Below are 21,064 nucleotides of genomic sequence, written 5' to 3'. Positions count from 1 at the left end.
GTATCTTATTATACTCCGCTATATGCACTAAATCCGCCATCTACCGGCACAACAATTCCCGTGATGAATTCCGACCAGTCGGAAAGCAGAAATACCAAAGTTCCGGTAAGTTCTTCAGGAGTTCCGTAACGTTCCATGGGAGTACCGTTGATGATTTTTTTACCTCTGGCTGTTGATTCCCCTGTCTTTTCATCAACCAATAAGAAACGGTTTTGGTTGGTAAGCAAAAAGCCCGGGGCAATGGCATTTACTCTTACACCTGTTTTTGCAAAATGAACAGCCAACCATTGCGTAAAGTTGTTAATAGCTGCCTTTGAGGCCGAATAGGCGGGAATTTTTGTAAGCGGCCGGTACGAATTCATGGAAGAGATATTAACAATGCCACCTCTTTGTTTTTTGACCATATCACGTGCAAAAACGAGGGTAGGGATCAGCGTTCCTTTAAAATTGAGATCAAAGGTTTTTTCGAAGCCTTCCAGTTCCAGTCCGAAGAATGTATCTTCCAGGTGTTCCATATCCGAAGGCTCAATTTTTTCTACTTTCGAGGTGGCTGTGGGAGCATTTCCGCCCGCCCCGTTAATCAGATAGTCTATGGAACCAAGCTTTTCATTGATTTCTTTTTTGGCTGCTTCAAGACTGCTTTTGTCTAATACATTGGCGGCGATTCCAATGCTTTTGGTTCCATATTGTTCCCTGATTTCATCAGCGACTTTGTCGGCATTTTCTTTTTTAAGGTCGAGGATGGCTGTTTTTACACCTTTCATGGCCAGTGCTTTGGACATTACTGAGCAGATGACTCCGCCACCACCGGTAATAACAGCCACTTTTCCTTCGAGATTCAAGTCTTTAATTGGTGTTGTCATAAATTTGCAGATTTTATTTCCTGAATTATTTTGGTCAGTTCTTTTACTTTCGTTGTAAGTGTTTCAAAATCACCTTTTTCTATAATTTCCTTCGGGAATAGTTTTGAGCCCATTCCCACGCAGGTAACACCGGCTTCGAACCATCTTTGAAGGTTCTCTTTTGATGTGTCGACCCCTCCGGTAGGCATGATGTTGGTCCATGGGCAGGGCCCTTTCACGGCTTTAACGAACGAGGGACCGCCTACTTCGGAGGCCGGGAATATTTTTACGATTTCTGCACCCAGTTCTTCAGCTTTCCCAATCTCCGAAACAGAACCGCAACCGGGGGCCCACATAATTTTTCTACGGTTACAGATACGTGCTATGTTTTCGTTAAGAAGCGGAGATACTATGAAATTCGCTCCCGCCTGAATGTATATGGCGGCCGTTGCCTCATCAACAACCGAGCCTGCACCCAGTATCATTCCGGGAAGTTCCTTCAATGCATATTTGTTAAGTTCGCTGAAAATTTCATTGGCGAAATCGCCCCTGTTTACCCATTCAAATGCCCGGATACCTCCGTCGTAACATGCTTTTAATACTTTTTTAGCAATACTCAGGTCGGCATGAAAAAAAACAGGAACAACACCCGTTTCCTTCATTGTAAGGAATACTTCTATTCTTGTATATTTTGCCATTCTTTTTTTTGTTTGGTTTCAGACAATTTTCGGATTGCTGTAAATGTGTTCTTCGAATAAAACTAACGAGACACTCTCCCTGAAGCATCACCGCCCGCCAGTTTTTCAACTTCTTCTACAGTTACCTGGTTAAAGTCGCCATGGATGGTATGCTTCAGACAAGAAGCCGCGGTGGCGAATCTGAGGGCTTTTTCATCGTCATTGTAGGTCAGTAAACCGTAAATCAGACCGCCCATGAAAGAGTCACCGCCACCCACGCGGTCAACGATATGGGTTATTTGGTAAGTAGGTGCGGTGTAAAGATTTTTACCGTCATACAATACCCCCGACCAGCTGTTGTGGCTGGCACTGATTGAACCCCTTAATGTTGTAATTACTTTTTTAACCCGGGGAAACTGCTTCATTATTTGTTGGGAAACACTGCGGTAAGCTTCTGCTTCTACCTGACCACTGGTGATGTCTACTCCTTCGGGTTTTATGCCAAGTACCATTTCGGCATCTTCTTCGTTTCCGAGCACTATGTCACATCCCGACACCAATTCGGGCATTACCTCATTGGCTTTTTTGCCATATTTCCAAAGGTTCTTTCGGTAATTGAGGTCACAAGAGACAGTAATTCCTTTTTTGTTCGCTGTTTTGACAGCTTCGAGGCATGCATCAGCTGCACCCTGTGACACTGCCGGCGTTATGCCTGTCCAGTGAAACCAGTCAGCATCCCTAAAAATCTCATCCCAGTCGAACAGGCCGGAACCTACTGTTGCAAACGAAGAGTGAGCACGGTCATAAATCACCTTGCCGGGACGCGCTACGGCACCTGTTTCAAGAAAATAAATTCCCAGACGTTCTCCGCCATGGCTTATTTTGCTTGTGTCCACGCCATATTTTTCGAGCTCCATTCGGCAGGCTCTTCCCAGGTCGTTATTGGGGAGACGGGTCACAAAACGTGATTCTATACCGTAATTTGCAAGAGAAACAGCAACGTTGGCTTCGCCGCCGCCAAAATTGGCATTGTATGATGTAGCCTGCGAAAAACGTAGAAATCCCGGCGTCGAAAGCCTGAGCATAATCTCTCCAAATGTTACAACTCTTTTTTTTGACATGATCATTATTTTAATACTATTAACTAACCCCTATTGCCTAACCCCTATTGCCTAACCCCTATCGACTATTTTGGAACCCGAAATACGATTTGGCATTTTTATAGGATATTCCCTCAACCAGATTCTTAAGTATTTCAGGATCGTTGGGAATTACTCCTTTATCTACTTCATTGCCAATAAAATTACAGGCAATTCTCCGGAAATATTCATGTCGGGGATATGATAAGAAGCTTCTTGAATCGGTAACCATTCCTACGAACCGTGAAAGGAGACCCAAAGCAGAAAGGTCGGCCAGATGTTTTTCCATACCGGTTTTCTGATCCAGAAACCACCAGGCTGCCCCGTACTGCATTTTGCCCGGTACTGTGCCGTCCTGGAAATTACCGATCATGGTTACGAACATTTCATTATCGGCAGGATTAAGGTTGTAAAGAATGGTTTTTGCCAGTTGATTGTGAACATCAAGACTATCGAGAAAACGTGATATTTTGTAACTGTCCTGTGGATTTGCGATGGAGTCAAATCCGGTATCCGGCCCCAGTTTTTTGAAGAGCCTGGTGTTATTATTGCGCATAGCACCCAGATGAAATTGTTGAACCCAGCCACGTTTATGGTTGAGTTTGCACAATTCCTGCATCATCCTAAACCGGTATGCTTCTGTCTCCGTCTCGTTGAGTTTGCTACCACCTCTAATCTTTTTAAAAGCTTCTTCAGGATTTGTTCCGGCATCTTCTGAGTAATACATTCTGTCCAGACCATGGTCCGAAGCCCTGCATCCTGCTTCATGGAAGAAGGCATGCCGTTCGTCAAGTACAGTAAGCAGGTCGCTGAATGTTGATATGCTTTTCCCCGATACCTCTTCCAATTTTTCAATATAGTTGTTGAAAGTCTCCGGGTCATCGGTTTTAATAAGATTATCGGGCCTCCAGGTAGGGCGAACCTGAACTTCGAAATCCTTTAATTTGATGTGATACTCCAGGTTGTCAACAGGATCATCGGTTGTCCCTACCATTTCCACTTTCATTCTTTTCAGAAGATTTTGGGTTGAAAACGCTTCCTCTTTAAGCATTTCAGAAGCTTTGTGGTATATGGAATCTGCGGTTTTCGGATTGAGAAGTTCAAAGATGTTGAAGTGACGGGCAAGTTCTAAATGAGTCCAGTGATAGAGTGGATTCCCTACCGTATTGGGAACGGTTTCGGCCCATTTCAGGAATTTTTCATAAAAGGGAGGTGAGCCTGTGCAGTATGCTTCGTTAACACCGTTTGTTCGCATGGCGCGCCATTTGTAGTGGTCGCCGGCCAGCCAAACTTCCCCAAGGTTGTCGAAATTGTGGTTCTCTGCAATTAGTTTGGGCGACAAATGGCAGTGAAAATCAATGACAGGCTGGTTCTCTGCATATTCGTGATAAATTTTTTGTGCTGTCTTTCCTTCCAGTAAAAAATCGGGATGGATGAAATTTTTCATAGCAGATATGATTTTTCGTTAACGAACACGAAGATAAAATAAACTTTTTCTATAGCCAAGTTTTTTGCGAAATATTTCTCTTGATTTTGTGTTTATGATGGGGTTCAAAACATTTAAAATCAGGGTATATTTTATCGCGGGTGTTTTGTAAGTACTTAAAAAACAGGACATATAACCAATTAATTATTTTTTCTTTTACTTTTTCGGATGGGGTTGTTTATTTTCTTTCGTTCGACTTAATAATTCTTTTTCTTTTTTTGATTAAGATAAACTTAGAAACAAAAAAACAATGTAGAATTTTGTGGTTTTTGTGCAAACGTTTGTATTTTTGTAAAAATAATTATGTAGCGACACTAAATTAATTATTTCAGAAATGGCGAAAAAACGCGTTACCATAACAGACATCGCGAATGAAATGGGGATAACTCCTTCTACAGTGTCTCGTGCACTGGCGGGGAATGAGCGTGTTAGTTCCAAAACCAGAGCTGAAGTTCTCAGGGTTGCGACCGGAATGGGATATCAGCCCAATATTTTGGCAGCATCTTTGAGAAAAGGAACAAGCGATACGGTTGGCATGATTGTCCCCAGGATTAACCGTCATTTCTTCAGTCATGTTATTAGCGGTGTGGAGGCCATACTTAATCCTGCCGGATTTAACCTGGTGATCAGCCAGACTCATGAAAGAGAAGATGATGAACATAAAGCTGTGCGTACTTTGTTGAGAAACAGGGTGAGTGCTATTGTAATTTCGCACTCTGTCGAAACCAGGCATTTTGATCACTATAAAAAAATTGTTGCGGAGGGTATTCCTTTAGTGCAGTTTGACCGTGTAACCGAGACAATTGAAGGTTCACGTATTGTTAATGACAATTTTTTGGGTGCTTTGCGCAGCACTCGTCATCTTATACGGAATAATTGTAAACGAATTGCTCACTTTGCCGGTTCGCTTCATGTTAATGTTTACCGCGAACGTTTTGAAGGATATAAATATGCACTTCAGCAAAATGGAATTGATTTTGACCCCGGGCTGATTGTAGAAAATTGTATACTTCAGGAGAACGGGGGCGATGCAGCGGAAGAATTGTATCGTGCCGGGAAAATCGATGCCATATTTGCAGCCAGTGATTTTTCCGCTCTCGGTGCATTGAGGAGACTGAAAGAAATGGGGGTTGCAATACCGGAAGAAATAAAGATAGCGGGGTTTGCCAATGAGCCGTTCGCTGCTTTGGTGTATCCCGGGCTGACCTCTGTTGAACAAAACGCTTTTGAAATGGGAAATCAGGTTGCCAGATCTATTATAAGTAATATTGGTAGGGACGATTTTGTGAATGAGGAAATCCATGTTCCGGTGAGACTCATTCCACGAGCATCTTCGTTCGCAACGGGTGTAACAATTTCTATACAGGATTCTGAGTTCAATTCAAATTTGTAAAGATTACTGGTATGATATTCAGAAATATAATCCGGCTTTTCCTTTTTTGTATGGTGGTTTTTTCTTCATGTACCACCAAACCTGAAGTTTTGGAACTTTCGGAAGGATGGGCTAAAACTTCTGTGAATACTGCCATTTTTCGAAAAAATTCTGTGGTTAGTGACGAAGAATATCAATATATGGCATGGTACGATAGTTCCGGTCATGTTGTCGTGGCTAAGCATTTCCTGATATCGATGTCGGTCAGTGGGAACCAACGTATGATACCGAGCTCTGGAAAAGGGATGAAAAACTTCATCTTTTTGTACAGAAAGTTGGTCAGGGAGAAGGTAATGAAAATCCGGAAGATATGCCCCCAAAAATGGTGAAATTGCTAATGTTGAAGAATCTGAATTTTTGATAATCTTTAGTTAAATTATTGTATTTTAGACAGAAATTAGTCAGTAGTTAAAATTTCAGATTAACCAGATATGTTTAATCATTTAAAAAGGATAAAGTTATGAATTACGAATTAAGGTATGCAGCGCATCCTGAAGATTTCAAGAGTTATGATACCAACCGAATTCGTCAGGATTTTTTGATCGAAAACGTGATGGTTCCCGGAGAAATAAACGTGGTTTACACACTTTATGACCGGTTGATAGTCGGAGGCGCCGTTCCTACAGATAAGCCGTTGAAAATGGAGCCATTTAACGAGCTCAAGGCCGATTATTTTCTCCAAAGACGCGAGCTGGGCATCATCAATATAGGCGGGGATGCAAAAGTAACTGCTGATGGGAATGTTTATGAACTTGGATATAAAGAGGCACTATATCTTGGTAGTGGCAACAGAGATGTGACATTCGAGTCTGTTGATCCTGAAAAACCTGCGCATTTGTATCTGAACAGTGCCACAGCCCACAAGCAGCATCCAAACAAAAAGATTACTCTCGATATGGCTGTGGTAGAGGATTTAGGTTCAAAAGAGAGTGCCAATGAGCGTCGTATTAACAGATTGATTGTAAATGATGTAACACCAACCTGTCAGGTGCAAATGGGTATTACCGAGCTGAAAACCGGCAGTGTATGGAATACCATGCCGCCTCACCTGCATACAAGAAGGATGGAGGCCTATCTCTATTTTGAAGTTTCTGAAAATGAGGCGATATGTCATTTTATGGGACAGCCCGGTGAAACACGCCATATCTGGATGAAGAACCAACAGGCTGTTATTTCACCATCGTGGAGCATTCATAGTGCAGCAGGAACTTCCAATTATTCCTTTATTTGGGGAATGGCCGGTGAAAACCAGGACTTTGGTGATATGGATCATTATAATAAACAGGAATTGAGATAGGGCGCCGGGTGTCAATCAACAGTTTGTTTGTTCCCCGCATACATGACAAGAGGTAAGATGAATGAGCCCGCTCCGAAAAGCATCTTTGTTGTCAGACTCTTTGTTGTTTTAAAGTTTCTGAGTGCTCATTAACAATGAGTTAACTGAGGTACAAAAAATTAAAATACTTTGATTTTGCCAAAAAAACACGAATATCAGGAATAAGACACTACGTTTTTTCAGGACAAGCCTGAAAAAAAGCCACTGTGCGGGATTTAGTCAACTTAAACAACATGTTGGTTAGTTTTATGTGCTAAGCGCCTAATAATCTAACCATCAAATAATCTAAAAACTAATTCGTTATGAGTTTTATAAACAATTTATTCGATTTATCCGGTCAGGTTGCCCTTGTTACAGGCGGCAGCCACGGAATAGGTATGGCCATTGGAAAAGCACTTGGAAAAGCAGGTGCTAAAGTAGTCATTAACGGAAGGTCTCAGGAAAAGTTGGAAAAAAGTAAGCGGGAATTTGAAGCAGAAGGGGTTGATGTATATGTTCTGGCCTTCGACGTTACCAAAGAGGATGAGGTTGATAAAGGTATTTCAACTATAGAGAAGGAGGTGGGGCCTGTTGATATATTGGTCAATAATGCAGGCATGATAAAACGGGTTCCTATTCTTGAAATGCCTGTTTCAGAATTTAAAGAGGTTATTGATGTTGATCTTGTTTCACCGTTTATCGTATCGAAACGGGTGGTGCCCGGAATGATAAAAAGAAGAAAAGGAAAAATTATTAACCTGTGTTCCATGATGAGTGAGTACGGGCGTAATTCCGTTTCTGCCTATGCCTCTGCCAAAGGTGGATTGAAACTGCTTACGGCCAACATGACCTGCGAATGGGCAAAGTATAATATTCAGGTCAACGGTATTGGACCCGGCTATATTGCTACTCAACAAACCGCACCTATCCGGGAAGGAAATCATCCGTTCAATGACCTGGTGATGACCCGAACACCTGCAGGTCGTTGGGGAACTCCTGAAGATGTTGGAAATGCTGCACTTTTCCTGGCCAGTAAAGCCAGTGATTTTGTGAATGGACATGTTCTCTATGTTGATGGCGGAATTCTCGCCAATTTCGGTTACGTTAAAGGTGAAAACGAAGTAAATCCCTAAAAATAGTATATTGGTATTCGTGTTGGCGATGAGGTTAGCAGGGTTGGTGAGTGTGAAAGAGGAACTTACAACTTCATTACCGAAGGGCCTGTGAGAGCTATGTTTGAGTTGAAATACGAAGGTGTTCCGATTGCCGGAAGGAGTTATGATATTACCCACCGCATCTCTATTTATGCAGGCGATTTGTTTTACAGAAATAAAGTTTTTGTGGATGGTCTCCGCGGTGATGAAGAGCTCGTAACAGGTATCGTTAATATGCAACAAAAGGAGTTTTTCGAGCTGGAAGAAAGCGGATATAAAATTGTAGCTTCACACGGAAATCAGGCCTTTCTTGGCGAAAACCCCGGAATGGCTATACTTGTTCCGGCTAACCAGTTTATTGAAACCTGGAAATCCCCCGACGAAGGCGACGGGATAGTGGAAACACACATGATCGCTCTGAGGCTGAATGAAGAAAAACCTTCAGAGTATTGTTTTTTTAGCGGTTGGGAATATCAGGATGAAGGATTTAAAACCCGTGACTATTTCGAGAATCAACTGATTATTGCTGCCAAAAAAATGTCAGATTTCAATAGCAGTAAATAAAGGTTCACCGGAGTAATGATATTAAACAGGCAATTTTTTGTATTATTTTTGCATATAATATCCGGATTTATTTATATTGCAACTGTTTTCATATAGGTTTTATTAGTTGTGTGTGAAAGGAGTGGGGCTGTCTGTGACGACAGTTTCACTCTTTTTTATTGTTTTTCCAGGATTTCAATCAATTCAATGTCGAAGATAAGTGTTTCGTTGGGACCGATTTTGTCTCCTGCACCATTTGTACCATACGCGAGGTTTGAAGGAATAAACAATCTCCATTCCGAGCCTTCGGGCATCATTGTAAGCGCTTCCTGCCAACCTTTTATAACACGGTTTACCCTGAATGTGGCTGTGTCTCCCCGTTCTACAGTACTGTCGAAAATGGTACCGTCAATCAAAGTTCCGTGGTAAGTACATTTTACTCTGTCGGTTTTTTCAGGTTTCCGGCCGCTGCCTTCTTTTAAGACCTGGTACTGAAGTCCGCTTTCAAGTGTTACAACACCCTTTTGTTTGGCATTTTCCTCTAAAAAGGCCTGTCCTTTATTCAGGTTTTCCCGGCCTTCTGCATTTTTAACGCTGTCCTTTTTCTCTTTAACCTGTGTGAAAATTTTACGGATGTAAATATCTGCAGTCATATCCGTAAAATATGATTTATCGTATGCTAATTCGTTGAAGAAGCCTTTTTTAAACATCTCTATGTCGATGGTGTCGAGTTGGTTTTTTCGAAAATCGATGTAGTTATCAACCAGTTCGGAATTTTTAAATGCCAATGCAACATATTTATAGTCGATGGTATCAAATGGCAGTTTTTCGAAATGTTGTTTCCAGCTGGTTGCTTCGTAAAATCCTAAAGCATAACTTAAACTGTCGAGTTGGTTTTCGAGTTTGGCTTCTCCTGTGTAGGGAACACGGTTACAGCTTGTTAGAATAATCATTGCTGTTATCAGGATAATTCCCGGTTGTTTTCTTTTCATGATAAAAAATAAATTTTGTTGATACAATGTTTTTAAATGCGGGTGAAAGTAAGAAAAAATATGGATAAACTACCTTTTGCCTGAAGGGGAATTTAGTGGCTTGTACCATTATTTTTTAAAAGCCCGGAGCATTTCTCTTTTGCCCGGGGGGCCTGGAATTTTTTCAATAATTAAACCCGCTTTTTGCATAGCCCTTTTCACACTTCCCTTAACGCTGTATGTCGTAAGAATTGCACCGGCATTCATGCCGGCTGAAATAGTATTGAAAATTTCAGGCTCCCATAGTTCAGGTTGTTTGTCCGGACTAAAAGCATCGAAATAAACAAGATCAAATTTTGTATCCGGATGAAAAGATGTCAGGTCCGTTTCTTCCTTATAAAGACTGAATTCAGGCGTTATTTCGACTATAGAATTCCACGGAGCTTTGTGTAATTGATCGAAATACGTTTTTGCATGAACGTTTTGAATATGCTGCGGATGGTTTATTTTTGAAACTAATTCCCCGGGAAGAGGGTACTTCTCAACGGCATGGTAATATATCTTATGGTCTTTTATGTTTATCAGGGTAAGTAATGCATTAAGACCGGTTCCGAATCCTACTTCGAGGATGTTTAAATGTTTTGCCGGATGATGCATCAGCCCGGCATTAATAAAGACATGCATCGATTCCTGAATGGCACCGTGGATCGAATGATAATGTTCTTCAATGTCCGGTCGGTAAAGGGTTGATGAACCGTCTTCTGAAGTTTTTAATATTAACCCTGGAAATGGTTTGTTCATCCGTATAAAATTTATTTTTAAGGTCTGATGCAACTCGTTCCGGCTTATCGGGACTCAGCTTATTATATTTTAATTGATGTTAGATTCTTCGCTTCGCTCAGAATGACAGACAGCTAAGGTTAAGGTTGAGGTTGAGAGTTCACCATAGTTGACGCAGATGAACACAGATTATTTTTATTAACTTCAATAAAAATCACATTTTAGTCTGTTTGCTTTTTTTAAATTCTCTCCCTTCGTCAGAATGACAAAGGGCCTCTTGTCATTCTGAGGAGGTAACGACGAAGGATCTGTTCCCTTTTTTTGGTTTCTTTGATTATTAGTGGTTAGCTGGTGTTTTATACCTGTTCTTATTGTGACAGTCTTATCCGTGCTCGTTTCATTTGGGTGCCTGTTTAATACAAAGATAATCTTATCTAACTTTGAGCCCCGTCTAAAAAGCATCTTTGTTGCCAAACTCGTTGTTGTTTTAAATTTTTGCATCCTCATTAACAATAAGTTAACTCCGGTACAAAAATTTAAAACGCCATGATTTTGACAAAAATATGCTTTTTATACTGCACTCAACTTTATGTCCCGCCACAAAAAATGGTTAAAATTGTAACATGTTGCGTAAAATTATCCATATCGATATGGACGCTTTTTTTGCTTCGATAGAGCAACGGGATGATCCTTCTTTACGTGGGAAACCGGTTGCTGTCGGCGGAAATACCGATCGTGGGGTGGTTGCCGCTGCCAGTTATGAGGCACGTAAATACGGTGTTCACTCGGCCATGCCTTCCAGAATTGCGGCCAGGAAATGCCCGGGGCTTATTTTCGTAAAGTCGCGGTTTGATGTTTACCGGGCGGTCTCTGCTACCATTATGGATATTTTTCGTGATTATACCGACCTGGTGGAGCCTTTATCCATCGATGAAGCTTTTTTGGATGTGACCACCAATAAGATGGGAATGCCCTCGGCAACATTGATTGCCCGTGACATAAAACGTCGTATTTTTGAAACTACCGGACTTACGGCCTCTGCCGGTGTCAGTATAAACAAGTTTATGGCTAAAATTGCTTCCGAGCAGGATAAACCTGACGGATTGTTTGTTATTAAGCCCGAAGAAGTACTGGATTTTATCGGCAATTTGCCGGTGGAAGAGTTTTATGGGGTGGGACCGAGTACAACGCGAAAAATGCATGATCTTCAATTATTTACTGGTCAAGATATTCGGAATGCTGATTTGTCAATGTTGACCAGAAATTTCGGAAAAGCAGGAATATTTTTTCATCAGATTGCCAACGGCATCGATGATCGTCCGGTTGTTCCACATCGTGAGCGGAAATCGGTTGGCATCGAAAAAACTTTCCTGAAGGATATTGATACCACTGATGAGATGTTGACAGAATTAGGTGACTTGGAAGAGGGATTATGGAAACGGATAAAAAAGCACAATGTTTTTGGCAAAACAATTACTTTAAAGGTTAAATATAATGACTTTGAACAGATTACCCGTTCTCTGACTTTTTTGAGTCCGTTGAAAAATCAGAAAGAGCTGCATGCTGTGGTTAGGGACTTATTAAAAATTGCAAATCCCCGTAAACCGGTTCGCCTTTTGGGAATATCCATTTCCAATTTTGAAGAAAAAGAACGTCCGAAGGAGGTGCAGCTGACTATTAATTTTGATTAACATGAATGCGGTATAAAAAGATGCTTTTCAGACCTTGATATTAATATTAATTGGCTATTAGTGAGCGTATTAAATTCCTTGTTGCTATAGAAGCCGAGGCAATGCCACTAATCAAAAAATTCGGACTTACCGAAGATGCTGTGTTTTCCCCTAAATTACCAATGCGAGCCTGGAAAGGCAAGTATTCCCTTTCTGGCTCAGAACCCTGATATTCGCCTGAAGTAAAGTTTCAGTAATGAAAATCCCCGGTGCCGGCCGTATTGTTGATCCATATATGCTTTTTCCGGGAAAAACTCTCTGAAGAGCATCAATATTTTTTTGTGTATTCCGGAGAGTCTTGAAATTTCGCGTAGTACAATGAATTTGTGTTTCTTTTCGGTTTCTACTTCTCTGTGAAAAATTGCCTCATCGGGAAACGGAACTGATGGATGAATATGCCATGGCACATCTTTTAAAAGAAGTGAGCTCCAATATATGGCCGATTCAATTTGTTTTTTGGACGTGGGATTTAGTGCAATAACTTTGTTAATAAATTCCGGGTCTGATACATTCCTTTTTAGCACAAGGGCAATGTCGAGCAACCATCCCAGGCGCATTCCTCCCATTTGAAATCCTTTAAAGGCATGGGCAGCCAGGTGATAGGTCTGCATGATGTCATCGAATATCAGTATATCAGATTGATTGGGAGGGTGGGTCGTGTGCGCGAAAAGATCGATACTATCGGGGTTTAACGGATTGCCCAGCGCAAACAGGCGTTGATGAGGCTCTATCATGATATTTTGCCAGCGGATAGCCGGAACATGTGCATTCACTTTGGCGTGAAGTTGAGAAATGGGAGCATAAAGTTGTTGTGCTCCGTTTCGGTACATGATTTCTTTAAATTTTTCGATCTGATTCTCTGGCAGCAGGATGTCGATGTCGCCCATGGGACGCAGTGATTCCTGGGGATATAGCGTAAAGGCAAGTGCTGTCCCTTTCAGCGGTATTATTTTTATGCCATGTTGTTGCGCTAAAAAATTTATGTCTCCGAAAACTTTCCATTTTTGCTGGTTCATAACCAGGGTTTGGAGATATTGCATCCTGAATTTGTTCTCTATCTCCCTGGGCAATTGAACTCCTTTGTCCAATTTTTTGTTTAACTGAAAATAGAACCAGGGGGCAACACCATTTCGGGCGGCAAAATCGAAAAGCTGCGATGCCAATTCGGGATTATCCGGAAGATCGGGTGGAGAAGTGGTGCCTGGACGACACCATTCGAAAACAATGCTGGCAATTTTCGAATAAAATGGTGGCATATAAATAATTTTTGTTTGAACCCAAATTTAGCAATTGTTCGCGGTAATGTTGATCTCACCAACCCTTTCTTGGCAATCATTAAAGGAACATGAGGAAAGACTGTACCGGACAAATGGTTTTTTTTTAAGAAGGATGGTTCGGACATTGTTGAACAAACGCTGGATGAAGAAAAGGACTCAAGGGCATCTGATAAGTCTGATGATAAATTGTAATCATTCTAAATTGCTCTTTCTGTTCTTATATTAGAACGCATTTTTCTTGTTTAACATTAAACACTATTGACATTTCTTCTTTTTTGATGTAATTTAGAAACTTGTTATTGTTTAAAATATAAATTCCAGATAATGAGGTTGTAGTGTGAATTATTATTTAGAATTAAACTAAATAGAGTTGAAGATGGATTGTTGAGTTATTTGGAAGCGTTTATTTTTTTTGTATTTTTGTTAGACGGAAAACAAATAAAAACCAATACACCATGACATCAATTCAATTCAACAATCGCTTGTTGGGGCTGCAAGACAAGCTCTTGTATTTTGCCCTGAGTCTGACTTCAAACGATGAAGACGCTCATGATTTGTTGCAGGAAACAATCCTTAAAGCGTTGACTTATCGGAACCAGTTTGTTGCAAATACCAACTTTAAGGCCTGGGTGTTCACCATTATGAAGAACACTTTTATCAATAACTATCGCCGTAATCAGAAAACCAGAAACACTTTTGACGGGTCTGACGATGCCTTTAAACATGCGTTCCGGAAAAATTTTGCATCTGAAACACCCGAAATGGTTCATTCCGTGACCGAAATGAACAAGTATATTGAACAACTGGGTGATGAATTTCGTGTTCCTTTCAGGATGCACACCGATGGATATAAGTACAAAGAAATTGCCGAAAAACTGGATTTGCCCATCGGCACTGTGAAGAGCAGAATTTTCTTTACAAGGAAAAAATTGCAGGTTATGTTGAGGGATCGTGAAGGTAGTTATGCAGTTTGATTTTTTTATTATCTTTAAACAGGTATTTGAGTGCCTGAATGATTTTTTTGTATTCGTTTAAGGTTTGGGTTTAGTGGATGAGTGGACAGCCGGTCATTTGTTTTAATACAATGGCCGGTTGTTTTTTGTTGTAGAATTGGAGAGAAGCGTAAATCCTGAAGGCCTTATAGCTAAATTCCCGTGAACAAAAAATGTAAAAGTCCGTGCGGATTGGGCGCAAAAAAGTTAAATACATTTTTGTCGGATAATAGCGCTTTTTTCTATCTTTAAGTGAAAATCTTATTATTTGCAGTGTGGAGTTATGGAGATGGCGAGTTTGTTTATTCACAATTCTCTGTTGATCTTTGTAATAAATTTCAACAATAAGATTGACAAAAAGAGACTTTCATGTGTGTACCCAAAACAATCTATTAAAGAAAAATATGAGCAACAAAACCAAAACCGGTCGATACCAGCGGATTTTCAGACAAATCGAGGGATTAATAGGAGCAACCAGGAGCCCGTGGTCACGAATGAGTACAATCGTTGCATTGCTGCATCACAAAATGCCGGATTTTTTCTGGACCGGATTTTATTATCTCGACAATGGCGATCTTGTTGTCGGGCCTTATCAGGGACCTGTTGCCTGTCTTAAGCTAAAAAAGAATACCGGCGTCTGCTGGACAGGTATCAATGAAAAAAGGAGCCTTATTGTGCCTGATGTGGAAAAGTTTCCTGGTCATATTGCCTGTTCGTCATTAAGTAAGTCTGAAATTGTGGTACCCGTTTATAACAAAACCGGCAAAATTTTGGCTGTTTTGGATGTGGACAGTAAAAAGCTGAATGCCTTTGACGAAATAGACCAGAGAGAACTTGAGAAAATTGTTGCTTTGATATATGAACCTTCTTCAACATGAAGCAAACAGTTTTAATTACCGGGTCGGCAAAAAGAGTAGGTGCAGCCATTACCCGCTTTCTGGCAGCCGAAGGATGGGAAGTAGTGTTGCACTATAACCACAGTCGTGATGAGGCGCTCGGTCTTTCCAAAGAATTAAAGGAAAATTATGGAGACCGGGAATTTCCAGTTATACAATGCGATTTAAGTAATATTGATGCTGTTTTGTCGCTTTTTGGCAGATTGCCTGAAGGGATTGACAGATTACATGCTTTGGTAAACAATGCCAGTACTTTCCATTCAGGCAGTATTGAAGAGACTTCCCCTTCTTTTTTACGAAAAGAAATGGCAGTGAACTTTGAAGCACCTTTCTTTTTGCTCCAGTCGTTCAGAAATTCCTTTAATTCCGGATGTGTTGTTAATATGCTCGATGCCAAGATAACAACCAACGAAGCATCTCATGCTGCTTATCTTTTGGCCAAGAAGAACCTGGAAGCCCTAACCAGAATGGCCGCATTATCTTTTGCGCCCGGGATTAGAGTGAATGCTGTGGCTCCAGGACCTGTACTGCCGCCATCGCGCAAAAGCGATGATTACCTGAAGCACGTTGTCGACAGAACACCGCTGAAACGCAGGGTTGATACTTCCGATATTGCTGCTTCAGTCTCTTTTTTGTTGAACAGTTCCTCTGTTACCGGTCAAATTATTTATTGTGACAGTGGGTTACATCTTCTATGACAATGACTATGGCTACAATTTTTATTAAAGACCTTTTGTTGCGTACTCAGGTTGGTTTCAATCCGCATGAATTGGGGAAAAATCAGGATTTACTGCTGAATATATCCATTAATTATCTTACTCAGGGCGAAGAACTGAGTGATGAACCGGGTGAGGCTTTGGATTACAGAGAAATATGTAAACAGATAATTGCCCTGGTAGAGGGAAACAGCTTTAACCTCCTGGAGAAAGTGGCCAATGATGTTGCCGATCTGATTTTGTCCATTCCAAGGGTACAGTCGGTCGAAATTGAAGTGGACAAACCGCATGCTTTAAGGTTTGCGCGGAGCGTCTCATTCTCCCTTTCCAAAAAAACCGGTCAGTAATGGGCAACCGTGTGATCATAGGACTAGGAAGTAATATAGATGCCCATTTAAACTTGAAACGGGCAGTTGATCTATTGCAGCAAAATTTCAGGCTATTGAAGCGGTCTTCCGTTCTCAGGACTGCCCCTGTAGGCATTATCAACCAGCCCGACTTCTATAACTCTGCCGTTCTACTGGAAACCGATCTTGAAAGGGACGAATTGTCAATACGACTAAAAGAGATGGAAGATATTCTTGGACGTAACCGTTTACGCCCAAAGTTTGGACCCCGCGAAATAGATATCGACATTCTGGTCTGGAATGATGAAATTGTGGACGACGATTATTACCATAGAGATTTTCTGCAACAGTTGGTTTCAGAAATAACTGCAAAGTGAGAAATTTTCAGGAATGATAATAGGATACGCGCGTGGGGTTCCCCTTAAAGGGGGTCAGGGGGCAGTGCGCTGGAGGATAAAAGAACTAATAAACTTCTGCAACGCCCATTGCAGACAGCTTCCGTATAGACATAAAAAATATTTTGCCAAAAAACACAAATATCAGGAGGAAGCGCCTGACACCCCCTAACAATCTAACAATCTAACAATCTAACAATCTATTATTATCCTATATTTCCCAAAATTTTCTCTTCGCTCGACATTTCCCCACCGGCAAGAAGCATGGCTACATCAATCAGTGCAAGATGTGAATAGGCCTGCGGAAAATTACCCAGCAGTCGCTTGCTTTCAAAATCCAGGTCTTCACTAAAAAGGCCCAGGTGATTGGAATATTTGAGCAGTTCATCAAACTTTCTTTGGGCTTCTTCCTTCTCGCCAATTATGTAAAGACTACGGATGAGCCAGAATGAACAGATGGTAAATGCCGATGAAGGCTGTCCGAAATCATCACGGTTTTTGTATCTGAACATAAGTCCTTTGTATTCCAGTTCTTTTTGAATTGCTTTCACCGTACTTCTGAATTTAGGATCATTTCCGTCTAAAAAGCCGAAAGACTCCATGAGCAGCGCAGAAGCGTCAAGGTCTTCAATGCCATAGGCTTGAGTGAAGGATTGTTTCTTTTCCGACCAGGCATTTTTCAGAATATCGTTCTTGATTTTATTCCGCAAGCGACTCCATGACTGGATATATTCTTTCTGGTGGAGTAGCTCTGCAATTTTGATACCCCGGTCGGCTGCTACCCAGCAAAGCACTTTACTGAATGTGAAATGTTTGGTACTGTGGCGGATTTCCCAAATTCCTTTATCGGGCTTTTGCCAGTTGGTCTCGACCACTTTTATGATATTACGTGTGATGGTCCACAGCTCTTCGCTGTGTTCAAGCGAAGTGGCGAACAGGTGAAACAACTGATAGATGACATCCACCAATATTCCGTAAATATCGTTCTGTTTTTGTTTATAGGCTGCATTTCCTATTCTTACAGGTTTGCTGTCTTCATACCCCGAAAGATGCGGCAATTCATATTCGGTGAGTTTTTTCTCACCATTTATGCCGTACATTATCTGGATTTTTTCTCCCTTGTCGGGGAGCAGGTCGATGATGAAATTCAAATATCTGTGTGCTACATTGAAGTGCCCCAGTTTTGTCATTACTTTGATGACCATTGAGGCGTCCCTTATCCAGCAAAAACGGTAGTCCCAGTTTCGTTCTTCCCCAATCGTCTCGGGAATTGATGTGGTTACAGCGGCAAGAATGGCACCCGATTTCTGATAACTCAACAATTTCAAAAGCAGGGCACTGCGCATAATTTCATCATTGTATTTTTTGAAACGGGTAGTTCGTTCCGCCCAGTTGAGCCAATAGACTTTTGTTCGTTGTAACTTCAGATAGGCTCTGCTAATAGTTTGTGCCAGTAACTTCTGATTATAGCTGATCAGAATAAACTCATCTTTTTCTATCGTAATGGGTAACTGCCCTACCACAGATAATTTGTCCATGCTCGTATACAGGTAGAGGGAATCGTAGCTTCCCTTGGAGGTATAGGCTTTTACATATTTCCCGTTAAAAGTGATATTGGTTCCAAATTTGGCATATTCCAACCGGGGATCAAATTGGATTTTGATCTTCGGTTTGCCTTCAATCCACTTAATGTATCTGATCAAATCGGGGGGTATGTAATACGAGCCGTTATCCGTTTTATACCGGGGCATGAAATCATGTATTTCAAAGGTACCGTCTGCACATTCAAAACGAGTTACCAAAATATTCGAGTGAAATTCATATCTTTGAGTAATTTCTGCTCCGGCAACAGAGATAATAGAAAAATGACCCCCTTTCTCCTTGTCGAGAAGAGAAGCAAAAACAGAAGGAGAATCAAATTTTGGTAAACACAACCAGTCAACGGATCCTTTGTCTGATATCAGTGCTGCACTTTTCCCGTTGCCGACAATGCCATAGTTTAGATTGTTCATGCGCTTTTAAGTGTTCAATTTGTTCGGTTTTCGTTTTATTTTGACGCTGCAAAGTTTGTAAAATAAAGAAAAAAGAACTATACTTTGAATAAAATAAAAATCATAATCCTATGAAAAAATTGCACATCGTTTCTAATCGATTGCCATTCAGCATAGTTTCCGATAATAAAGAATTGTCATTAAAGCCGAGCGTAGGGGGACTGGCCACCGGTATGAAATCGGTCTATAAGGATTTCGAAGGCCGGTGGATTGGCTGGCCGGGTATATCTACCGAGAGTTACACCAGTGATCAGTTCCGTGAAATTGAAAAAATGCTGAATAAAGAGGGATGTGAAATAGTTCCACTTACAGCCGATGAGGTACGTACCTTCTATGAAGGCTTTTGCAATCGAACAATATGGCCCCTTTTTCATTATTTCAATCAGTTTGTTGATTATTCATCCGAATTTTGGGAGTCGTACGTAAAAGTTAACCAAAAGTTTGCCGATAAAACACTTGAAGTTGTTGAAGAAAATGATTATGTGTGGGTTCACGATTATCAGCTGATGCTTGTTCCAGGCATGATAAAAGAGAAAAGACCCGATATCACTATTGGGTTCTTTTTGCATATTCCTTTTCCCTCTTACGAGGTATTCAGAGTTCTACCCTGGCGGAATGAGATTCTCAGGGGTTTGCTGGGGGCCGACTTAATTGGTTTTCATACCTACGACTATGAACGTCACTTTCTGAGTAGTGTACGCCGACTGTTTGGATATGAGATTACTTTTAACCAGATACATATTGAAGAGCGAATTGTGTTGGTCGATGCTTTCCCCATGGGGATCGATTACGACAAGTTTCATGATGCTGCGCTGAAGACAATGTCCAGGCCACTTCAGGAAAAATCAACTTTACACCAGGAACTGGAAAAGTATTTTCTTGTTTCTCCTGACCGCAAACTAATCCTCTCCATCGATCGTCTGGATTATTCTAAAGGAATTCCAAACAGACTGAAAGCATTTGGGAAATTCCTGGAGAAATATCCGGAGTATCGTTCTAAAGTAACTTTGGTAATGCTGGCAGTACCTTCGCGTAATTCAGTGCCTCAATATCAGCAGCTGAAGCGGGAGGTCGATGAACTGGTCGGGCGAATTAATGGTTTGTACGGTTCGGTAAATTATTCTCCTGTCTGGTATTTTTATCGTTCTATGCCATTCGAAAATCTCGTGGAACTTTACTGTATGAGCGATGTGGCATTGCTAACCCCTGTGCGCGACGGAATGAACCTGGTGGCAAAAGAATATGTAGCTTCACGTACCAATCAGACCGGGGTGATGATTATTAGCGAAATGACAGGTGTTGTAAAAGAAATGGGAGAGGCCATAGTGATTAATCCCAATAATGAAGACGAAGTGGCCGATTCTATTAAGCAGGCACTTGAGATGCCCGTGGAAGAGCAAAAGGCGAGAATGTCGGTGATACAGAAGCGCCTTAAACGGTATAATGTATTTAAGTGGGCCGAGCAATTCGTTGCGTCTCTTAAGCGGATTGCTCAAATTCAGAGTGATTTTCTCGCTAAGAAAATAACGCCTTCGCTGGCCCAAAAACTGTTGGATGATTTTTCAAAAGCTAAATCGCGTGCCATATTTCTCGATTACGACGGGACTCTTACCCATTTTAAGAAGGCCACACGTGAAGAGGAATCCAGTGCTGCGCCTGACGATACGCTTCAAGAAATTCTTGACGCGCTTACAAGTGATGATCGCAATGAGGTGGTTTTGATCAGCGGAAGAGATAAAGAAACACTAAGCAAATGGTTTGACCGTTCCAATGTAAGCCTGATCAGCGAACATGGCGTATGGATGAGAGAACGGGGTGGTGACTGGCAGATGCTGACCAATGCAACCAACTCGTGGATGCCGATGGTCCGGCCTATTCTTGACAGCTTTGTTGTCCGTACGCCAGGAACTTATCTGGAAGAGAAAAATTATTCCCTGGTATGGCATTACGAAAACGCTGAAGCCGAACTGGGCGAATTGAGAGCAAATGAGCTGAAAGATGAATTGACGACTCTGGTGGCCAATCACAATCTTGAAATTATGGAAGGCAACAAGGTTGTTGAGGTCAAAACTGGAGGCATTAACAAAGGTGTTGCAGCAAACAGGTTCCTTCTTAACAAACAATTCGATTATATTATGGCCATGGGTGATGACTGGACCGATGAATATCTTTTCAGGGAATTACCACCCGAAGCAATTACGATTAAAGTAGGAATAAAACATACGAATGCTTCCTATAAGCTCGAAACGGTAGATGCTGTGAGAGGCTTCCTTCGTATTATGGCAGAGAATCATTGAGGATTTTAAACTATTAACTTTTTT

General features: G+C 41.3%; 20 protein-coding genes. 12 read left to right on the top strand and 8 right to left on the bottom strand.

What is annotated here, in order from left to right; genetic code table 11:
* Positions 1–8: 8 nt before the first annotated feature.
* The 4 genes from ATH1_RS0100880 to uxaC all read right to left on the bottom strand — a co-directional run bounded on the left by ATH1_RS0100880 (position 9) and on the right by uxaC (position 4,105).
* Entirely contained in the window at positions 9–863 is an 855-nt protein-coding gene (locus ATH1_RS0100880; RefSeq protein WP_010416278.1) for an SDR family oxidoreductase, read from the bottom strand.
* The gene (locus ATH1_RS0100875) at positions 860–1,540 is read right to left on the bottom strand and encodes a bifunctional 4-hydroxy-2-oxoglutarate aldolase/2-dehydro-3-deoxy-phosphogluconate aldolase (protein WP_010416276.1); all 681 of its coding nucleotides are present in this window, start codon (positions 1,538–1,540) and stop codon (positions 860–862) included. Before ATH1_RS0100875 ends, ATH1_RS0100880 begins: the two co-directional genes overlap by 4 nt.
* A gap of 62 nt (positions 1,541–1,602) precedes the next feature.
* Positions 1,603–2,640 carry a sugar kinase gene (locus tag ATH1_RS0100870; RefSeq protein WP_010416273.1) on the bottom strand — a complete coding sequence of 346 codons (1,038 nt, stop codon included), beginning with the start codon at positions 2,638–2,640 and terminating at the stop codon, positions 1,603–1,605.
* A 58-nt stretch (positions 2,641–2,698) separates the two neighbouring features.
* Positions 2,699–4,105 carry a glucuronate isomerase gene (gene uxaC, locus ATH1_RS0100865; protein WP_010416270.1) on the bottom strand — a complete coding sequence of 469 codons (1,407 nt, stop codon included), beginning with the start codon at positions 4,103–4,105 and terminating at the stop codon, positions 2,699–2,701.
* A 373-nt stretch (positions 4,106–4,478) separates the two neighbouring features.
* Here uxaC and ATH1_RS0100860 point away from each other — a divergent pair, with 373 nt between their 5' ends.
* The 5 genes from ATH1_RS0100860 to ATH1_RS0100840 all read left to right on the top strand — a co-directional run bounded on the left by ATH1_RS0100860 (position 4,479) and on the right by ATH1_RS0100840 (position 8,609).
* Entirely contained in the window at positions 4,479–5,537 is a 1,059-nt protein-coding gene (locus ATH1_RS0100860) for a LacI family DNA-binding transcriptional regulator (protein WP_010416268.1), read from the top strand.
* Positions 5,538–5,548: 11 nt separating this feature from the next.
* Complete coding sequence (locus ATH1_RS21345; protein WP_010416266.1) at positions 5,549–5,905, top strand: hypothetical protein; 357 nt, start codon at positions 5,549–5,551, stop codon at positions 5,903–5,905.
* 131 nt (positions 5,906–6,036) lie between these two features.
* Positions 6,037–6,873, top strand: coding sequence for a 5-dehydro-4-deoxy-D-glucuronate isomerase (gene kduI, locus ATH1_RS0100850; protein ID WP_010416264.1), 837 nt, complete (start codon positions 6,037–6,039; stop codon positions 6,871–6,873).
* A 341-nt stretch (positions 6,874–7,214) separates the two neighbouring features.
* Positions 7,215–8,024 carry a gluconate 5-dehydrogenase gene (locus ATH1_RS0100845; RefSeq protein ID WP_010416260.1) on the top strand — a complete coding sequence of 270 codons (810 nt, stop codon included), beginning with the start codon at positions 7,215–7,217 and terminating at the stop codon, positions 8,022–8,024.
* A 9-nt stretch (positions 8,025–8,033) separates the two neighbouring features.
* Positions 8,034–8,609 (top strand): DUF4861 family protein, encoded by a 576-nt coding sequence (locus ATH1_RS0100840; RefSeq protein WP_342626173.1) that lies wholly within the window; start codon positions 8,034–8,036, stop codon positions 8,607–8,609.
* A gap of 155 nt (positions 8,610–8,764) precedes the next feature.
* Here ATH1_RS0100840 and bamJ read toward each other — a convergent pair whose 3' ends face one another.
* Positions 8,765–9,580: a BamJ family beta-barrel-assembly machinery protein gene (gene bamJ, locus ATH1_RS18715; protein ID WP_029163888.1), complete on the bottom strand. Its 816-nt coding sequence runs from the start codon at positions 9,578–9,580 to the stop codon at positions 8,765–8,767.
* Positions 9,581–9,688: 108 nt separating this feature from the next.
* On the bottom strand, positions 9,689–10,360 hold the full coding sequence (gene mnmC2, locus ATH1_RS0100830; RefSeq protein ID WP_010416249.1) for a tRNA (5-methylaminomethyl-2-thiouridine)(34)-methyltransferase MnmC2: 672 nt from the start codon (positions 10,358–10,360) through the stop codon (positions 9,689–9,691).
* A 602-nt stretch (positions 10,361–10,962) separates the two neighbouring features.
* Here mnmC2 and dinB point away from each other — a divergent pair.
* Positions 10,963–12,030 carry a DNA polymerase IV gene (gene dinB / locus ATH1_RS0100820; RefSeq protein ID WP_010416243.1) on the top strand — a complete coding sequence of 356 codons (1,068 nt, stop codon included), beginning with the start codon at positions 10,963–10,965 and terminating at the stop codon, positions 12,028–12,030.
* A gap of 197 nt (positions 12,031–12,227) precedes the next feature.
* Here the strand turns inward: dinB and ATH1_RS0100810 are convergent, their stop codons facing one another.
* Positions 12,228–13,325 (bottom strand): nucleotidyltransferase domain-containing protein, encoded by a 1,098-nt coding sequence (locus tag ATH1_RS0100810; RefSeq protein ID WP_010416240.1) that lies wholly within the window; start codon positions 13,323–13,325, stop codon positions 12,228–12,230.
* 476 nt (positions 13,326–13,801) lie between these two features.
* On the opposite strand from ATH1_RS0100810, the gene ATH1_RS0100805 reads away from it, so the two are divergent.
* The 5 genes from ATH1_RS0100805 (at position 13,802) to folK (ending at position 16,674) form a co-directional block, all read left to right on the top strand.
* On the top strand, positions 13,802–14,320 hold the full coding sequence (locus ATH1_RS0100805) for an RNA polymerase sigma factor (RefSeq protein ID WP_010416238.1): 519 nt from the start codon (positions 13,802–13,804) through the stop codon (positions 14,318–14,320).
* Positions 14,321–14,742: 422 nt separating this feature from the next.
* On the top strand, positions 14,743–15,216 hold the full coding sequence (locus ATH1_RS0100800; protein ID WP_010416233.1) for a GAF domain-containing protein: 474 nt from the start codon (positions 14,743–14,745) through the stop codon (positions 15,214–15,216).
* Complete coding sequence (locus ATH1_RS0100795) at positions 15,213–15,932, top strand: SDR family oxidoreductase (protein ID WP_010416230.1); 720 nt, start codon at positions 15,213–15,215, stop codon at positions 15,930–15,932. The genes ATH1_RS0100800 and ATH1_RS0100795 overlap by 4 nt, the downstream gene beginning before the upstream one ends.
* A gap of 8 nt (positions 15,933–15,940) precedes the next feature.
* Positions 15,941–16,297: a dihydroneopterin aldolase gene (locus tag ATH1_RS0100790; RefSeq protein WP_010416227.1), complete on the top strand. Its 357-nt coding sequence runs from the start codon at positions 15,941–15,943 to the stop codon at positions 16,295–16,297.
* Entirely contained in the window at positions 16,297–16,674 is a 378-nt protein-coding gene (gene folK / locus ATH1_RS0100785) for a 2-amino-4-hydroxy-6-hydroxymethyldihydropteridine diphosphokinase (RefSeq protein ID WP_010416224.1), read from the top strand. The genes ATH1_RS0100790 and folK overlap by 1 nt, the downstream gene beginning before the upstream one ends.
* Before the next feature lie 224 nt (positions 16,675–16,898).
* Here the strand turns inward: folK and ATH1_RS0100775 are convergent, their stop codons facing one another.
* Positions 16,899–18,704, bottom strand: a complete 1,806-nt coding sequence (locus tag ATH1_RS0100775) for a glycoside hydrolase family 15 protein (RefSeq protein ID WP_010416219.1) — start codon at positions 18,702–18,704, stop codon at positions 16,899–16,901.
* A 110-nt stretch (positions 18,705–18,814) separates the two neighbouring features.
* Between ATH1_RS0100775 and ATH1_RS0100770 the strand changes: the two genes are divergently transcribed.
* The gene (locus ATH1_RS0100770; protein ID WP_010416217.1) at positions 18,815–21,040 is read left to right on the top strand and encodes a bifunctional alpha,alpha-trehalose-phosphate synthase (UDP-forming)/trehalose-phosphatase; all 2,226 of its coding nucleotides are present in this window, start codon (positions 18,815–18,817) and stop codon (positions 21,038–21,040) included.
* The last annotated feature ends 24 nt before the right edge of the window (positions 21,041–21,064 follow it).

It is taken from the genome of Anaerophaga thermohalophila DSM 12881 (assembly GCF_000191885.1).
Taxonomy (GTDB): Bacteria; Bacteroidota; Bacteroidia; order Bacteroidales; family Marinilabiliaceae; genus Anaerophaga; species Anaerophaga thermohalophila.
The sequence above is the reverse complement of the archived record's forward strand: the minus strand, read 5'-3'. Positions and strand labels throughout refer to the sequence as shown.

Coding starts and splice junctions, on each gene's coding strand:
- ATH1_RS0100880 (WP_010416278.1), bottom strand. CDS start 863: ATGACAACACCAATTAAAGACTTGAATCTCGAAGGAAAAGTGGCTGTT.
- ATH1_RS0100875 (WP_010416276.1), bottom strand. CDS start 1,540: ATGGCAAAATATACAAGAATAGAAGTATTCCTTACAATGAAGGAAACG.
- ATH1_RS0100870 (WP_010416273.1), bottom strand. CDS start 2,640: ATGTCAAAAAAAAGAGTTGTAACATTTGGAGAGATTATGCTCAGGCTT.
- uxaC (WP_010416270.1), bottom strand. CDS start 4,105: ATGAAAAATTTCATCCATCCCGATTTTTTACTGGAAGGAAAGACAGCA.
- ATH1_RS0100860 (WP_010416268.1), top strand. CDS start 4,479: ATGGCGAAAAAACGCGTTACCATAACAGACATCGCGAATGAAATGGGG.
- ATH1_RS21345 (WP_010416266.1), top strand. CDS start 5,549: ATGATATTCAGAAATATAATCCGGCTTTTCCTTTTTTGTATGGTGGTT.
- kduI (WP_010416264.1), top strand. CDS start 6,037: ATGAATTACGAATTAAGGTATGCAGCGCATCCTGAAGATTTCAAGAGT.
- ATH1_RS0100845 (WP_010416260.1), top strand. CDS start 7,215: ATGAGTTTTATAAACAATTTATTCGATTTATCCGGTCAGGTTGCCCTT.
- bamJ (WP_029163888.1), bottom strand. CDS start 9,580: ATGAAAAGAAAACAACCGGGAATTATCCTGATAACAGCAATGATTATT.
- mnmC2 (WP_010416249.1), bottom strand. CDS start 10,360: ATGAACAAACCATTTCCAGGGTTAATATTAAAAACTTCAGAAGACGGT.
- dinB (WP_010416243.1), top strand. CDS start 10,963: ATGTTGCGTAAAATTATCCATATCGATATGGACGCTTTTTTTGCTTCG.
- ATH1_RS0100810 (WP_010416240.1), bottom strand. CDS start 13,325: ATGCCACCATTTTATTCGAAAATTGCCAGCATTGTTTTCGAATGGTGT.
- ATH1_RS0100805 (WP_010416238.1), top strand. CDS start 13,802: ATGACATCAATTCAATTCAACAATCGCTTGTTGGGGCTGCAAGACAAG.
- ATH1_RS0100800 (WP_010416233.1), top strand. CDS start 14,743: ATGAGCAACAAAACCAAAACCGGTCGATACCAGCGGATTTTCAGACAA.
- ATH1_RS0100795 (WP_010416230.1), top strand. CDS start 15,213: ATGAAGCAAACAGTTTTAATTACCGGGTCGGCAAAAAGAGTAGGTGCA.
- ATH1_RS0100790 (WP_010416227.1), top strand. CDS start 15,941: ATGGCTACAATTTTTATTAAAGACCTTTTGTTGCGTACTCAGGTTGGT.
- folK (WP_010416224.1), top strand. CDS start 16,297: ATGGGCAACCGTGTGATCATAGGACTAGGAAGTAATATAGATGCCCAT.
- ATH1_RS0100775 (WP_010416219.1), bottom strand. CDS start 18,704: ATGAACAATCTAAACTATGGCATTGTCGGCAACGGGAAAAGTGCAGCA.
- ATH1_RS0100770 (WP_010416217.1), top strand. CDS start 18,815: ATGAAAAAATTGCACATCGTTTCTAATCGATTGCCATTCAGCATAGTT.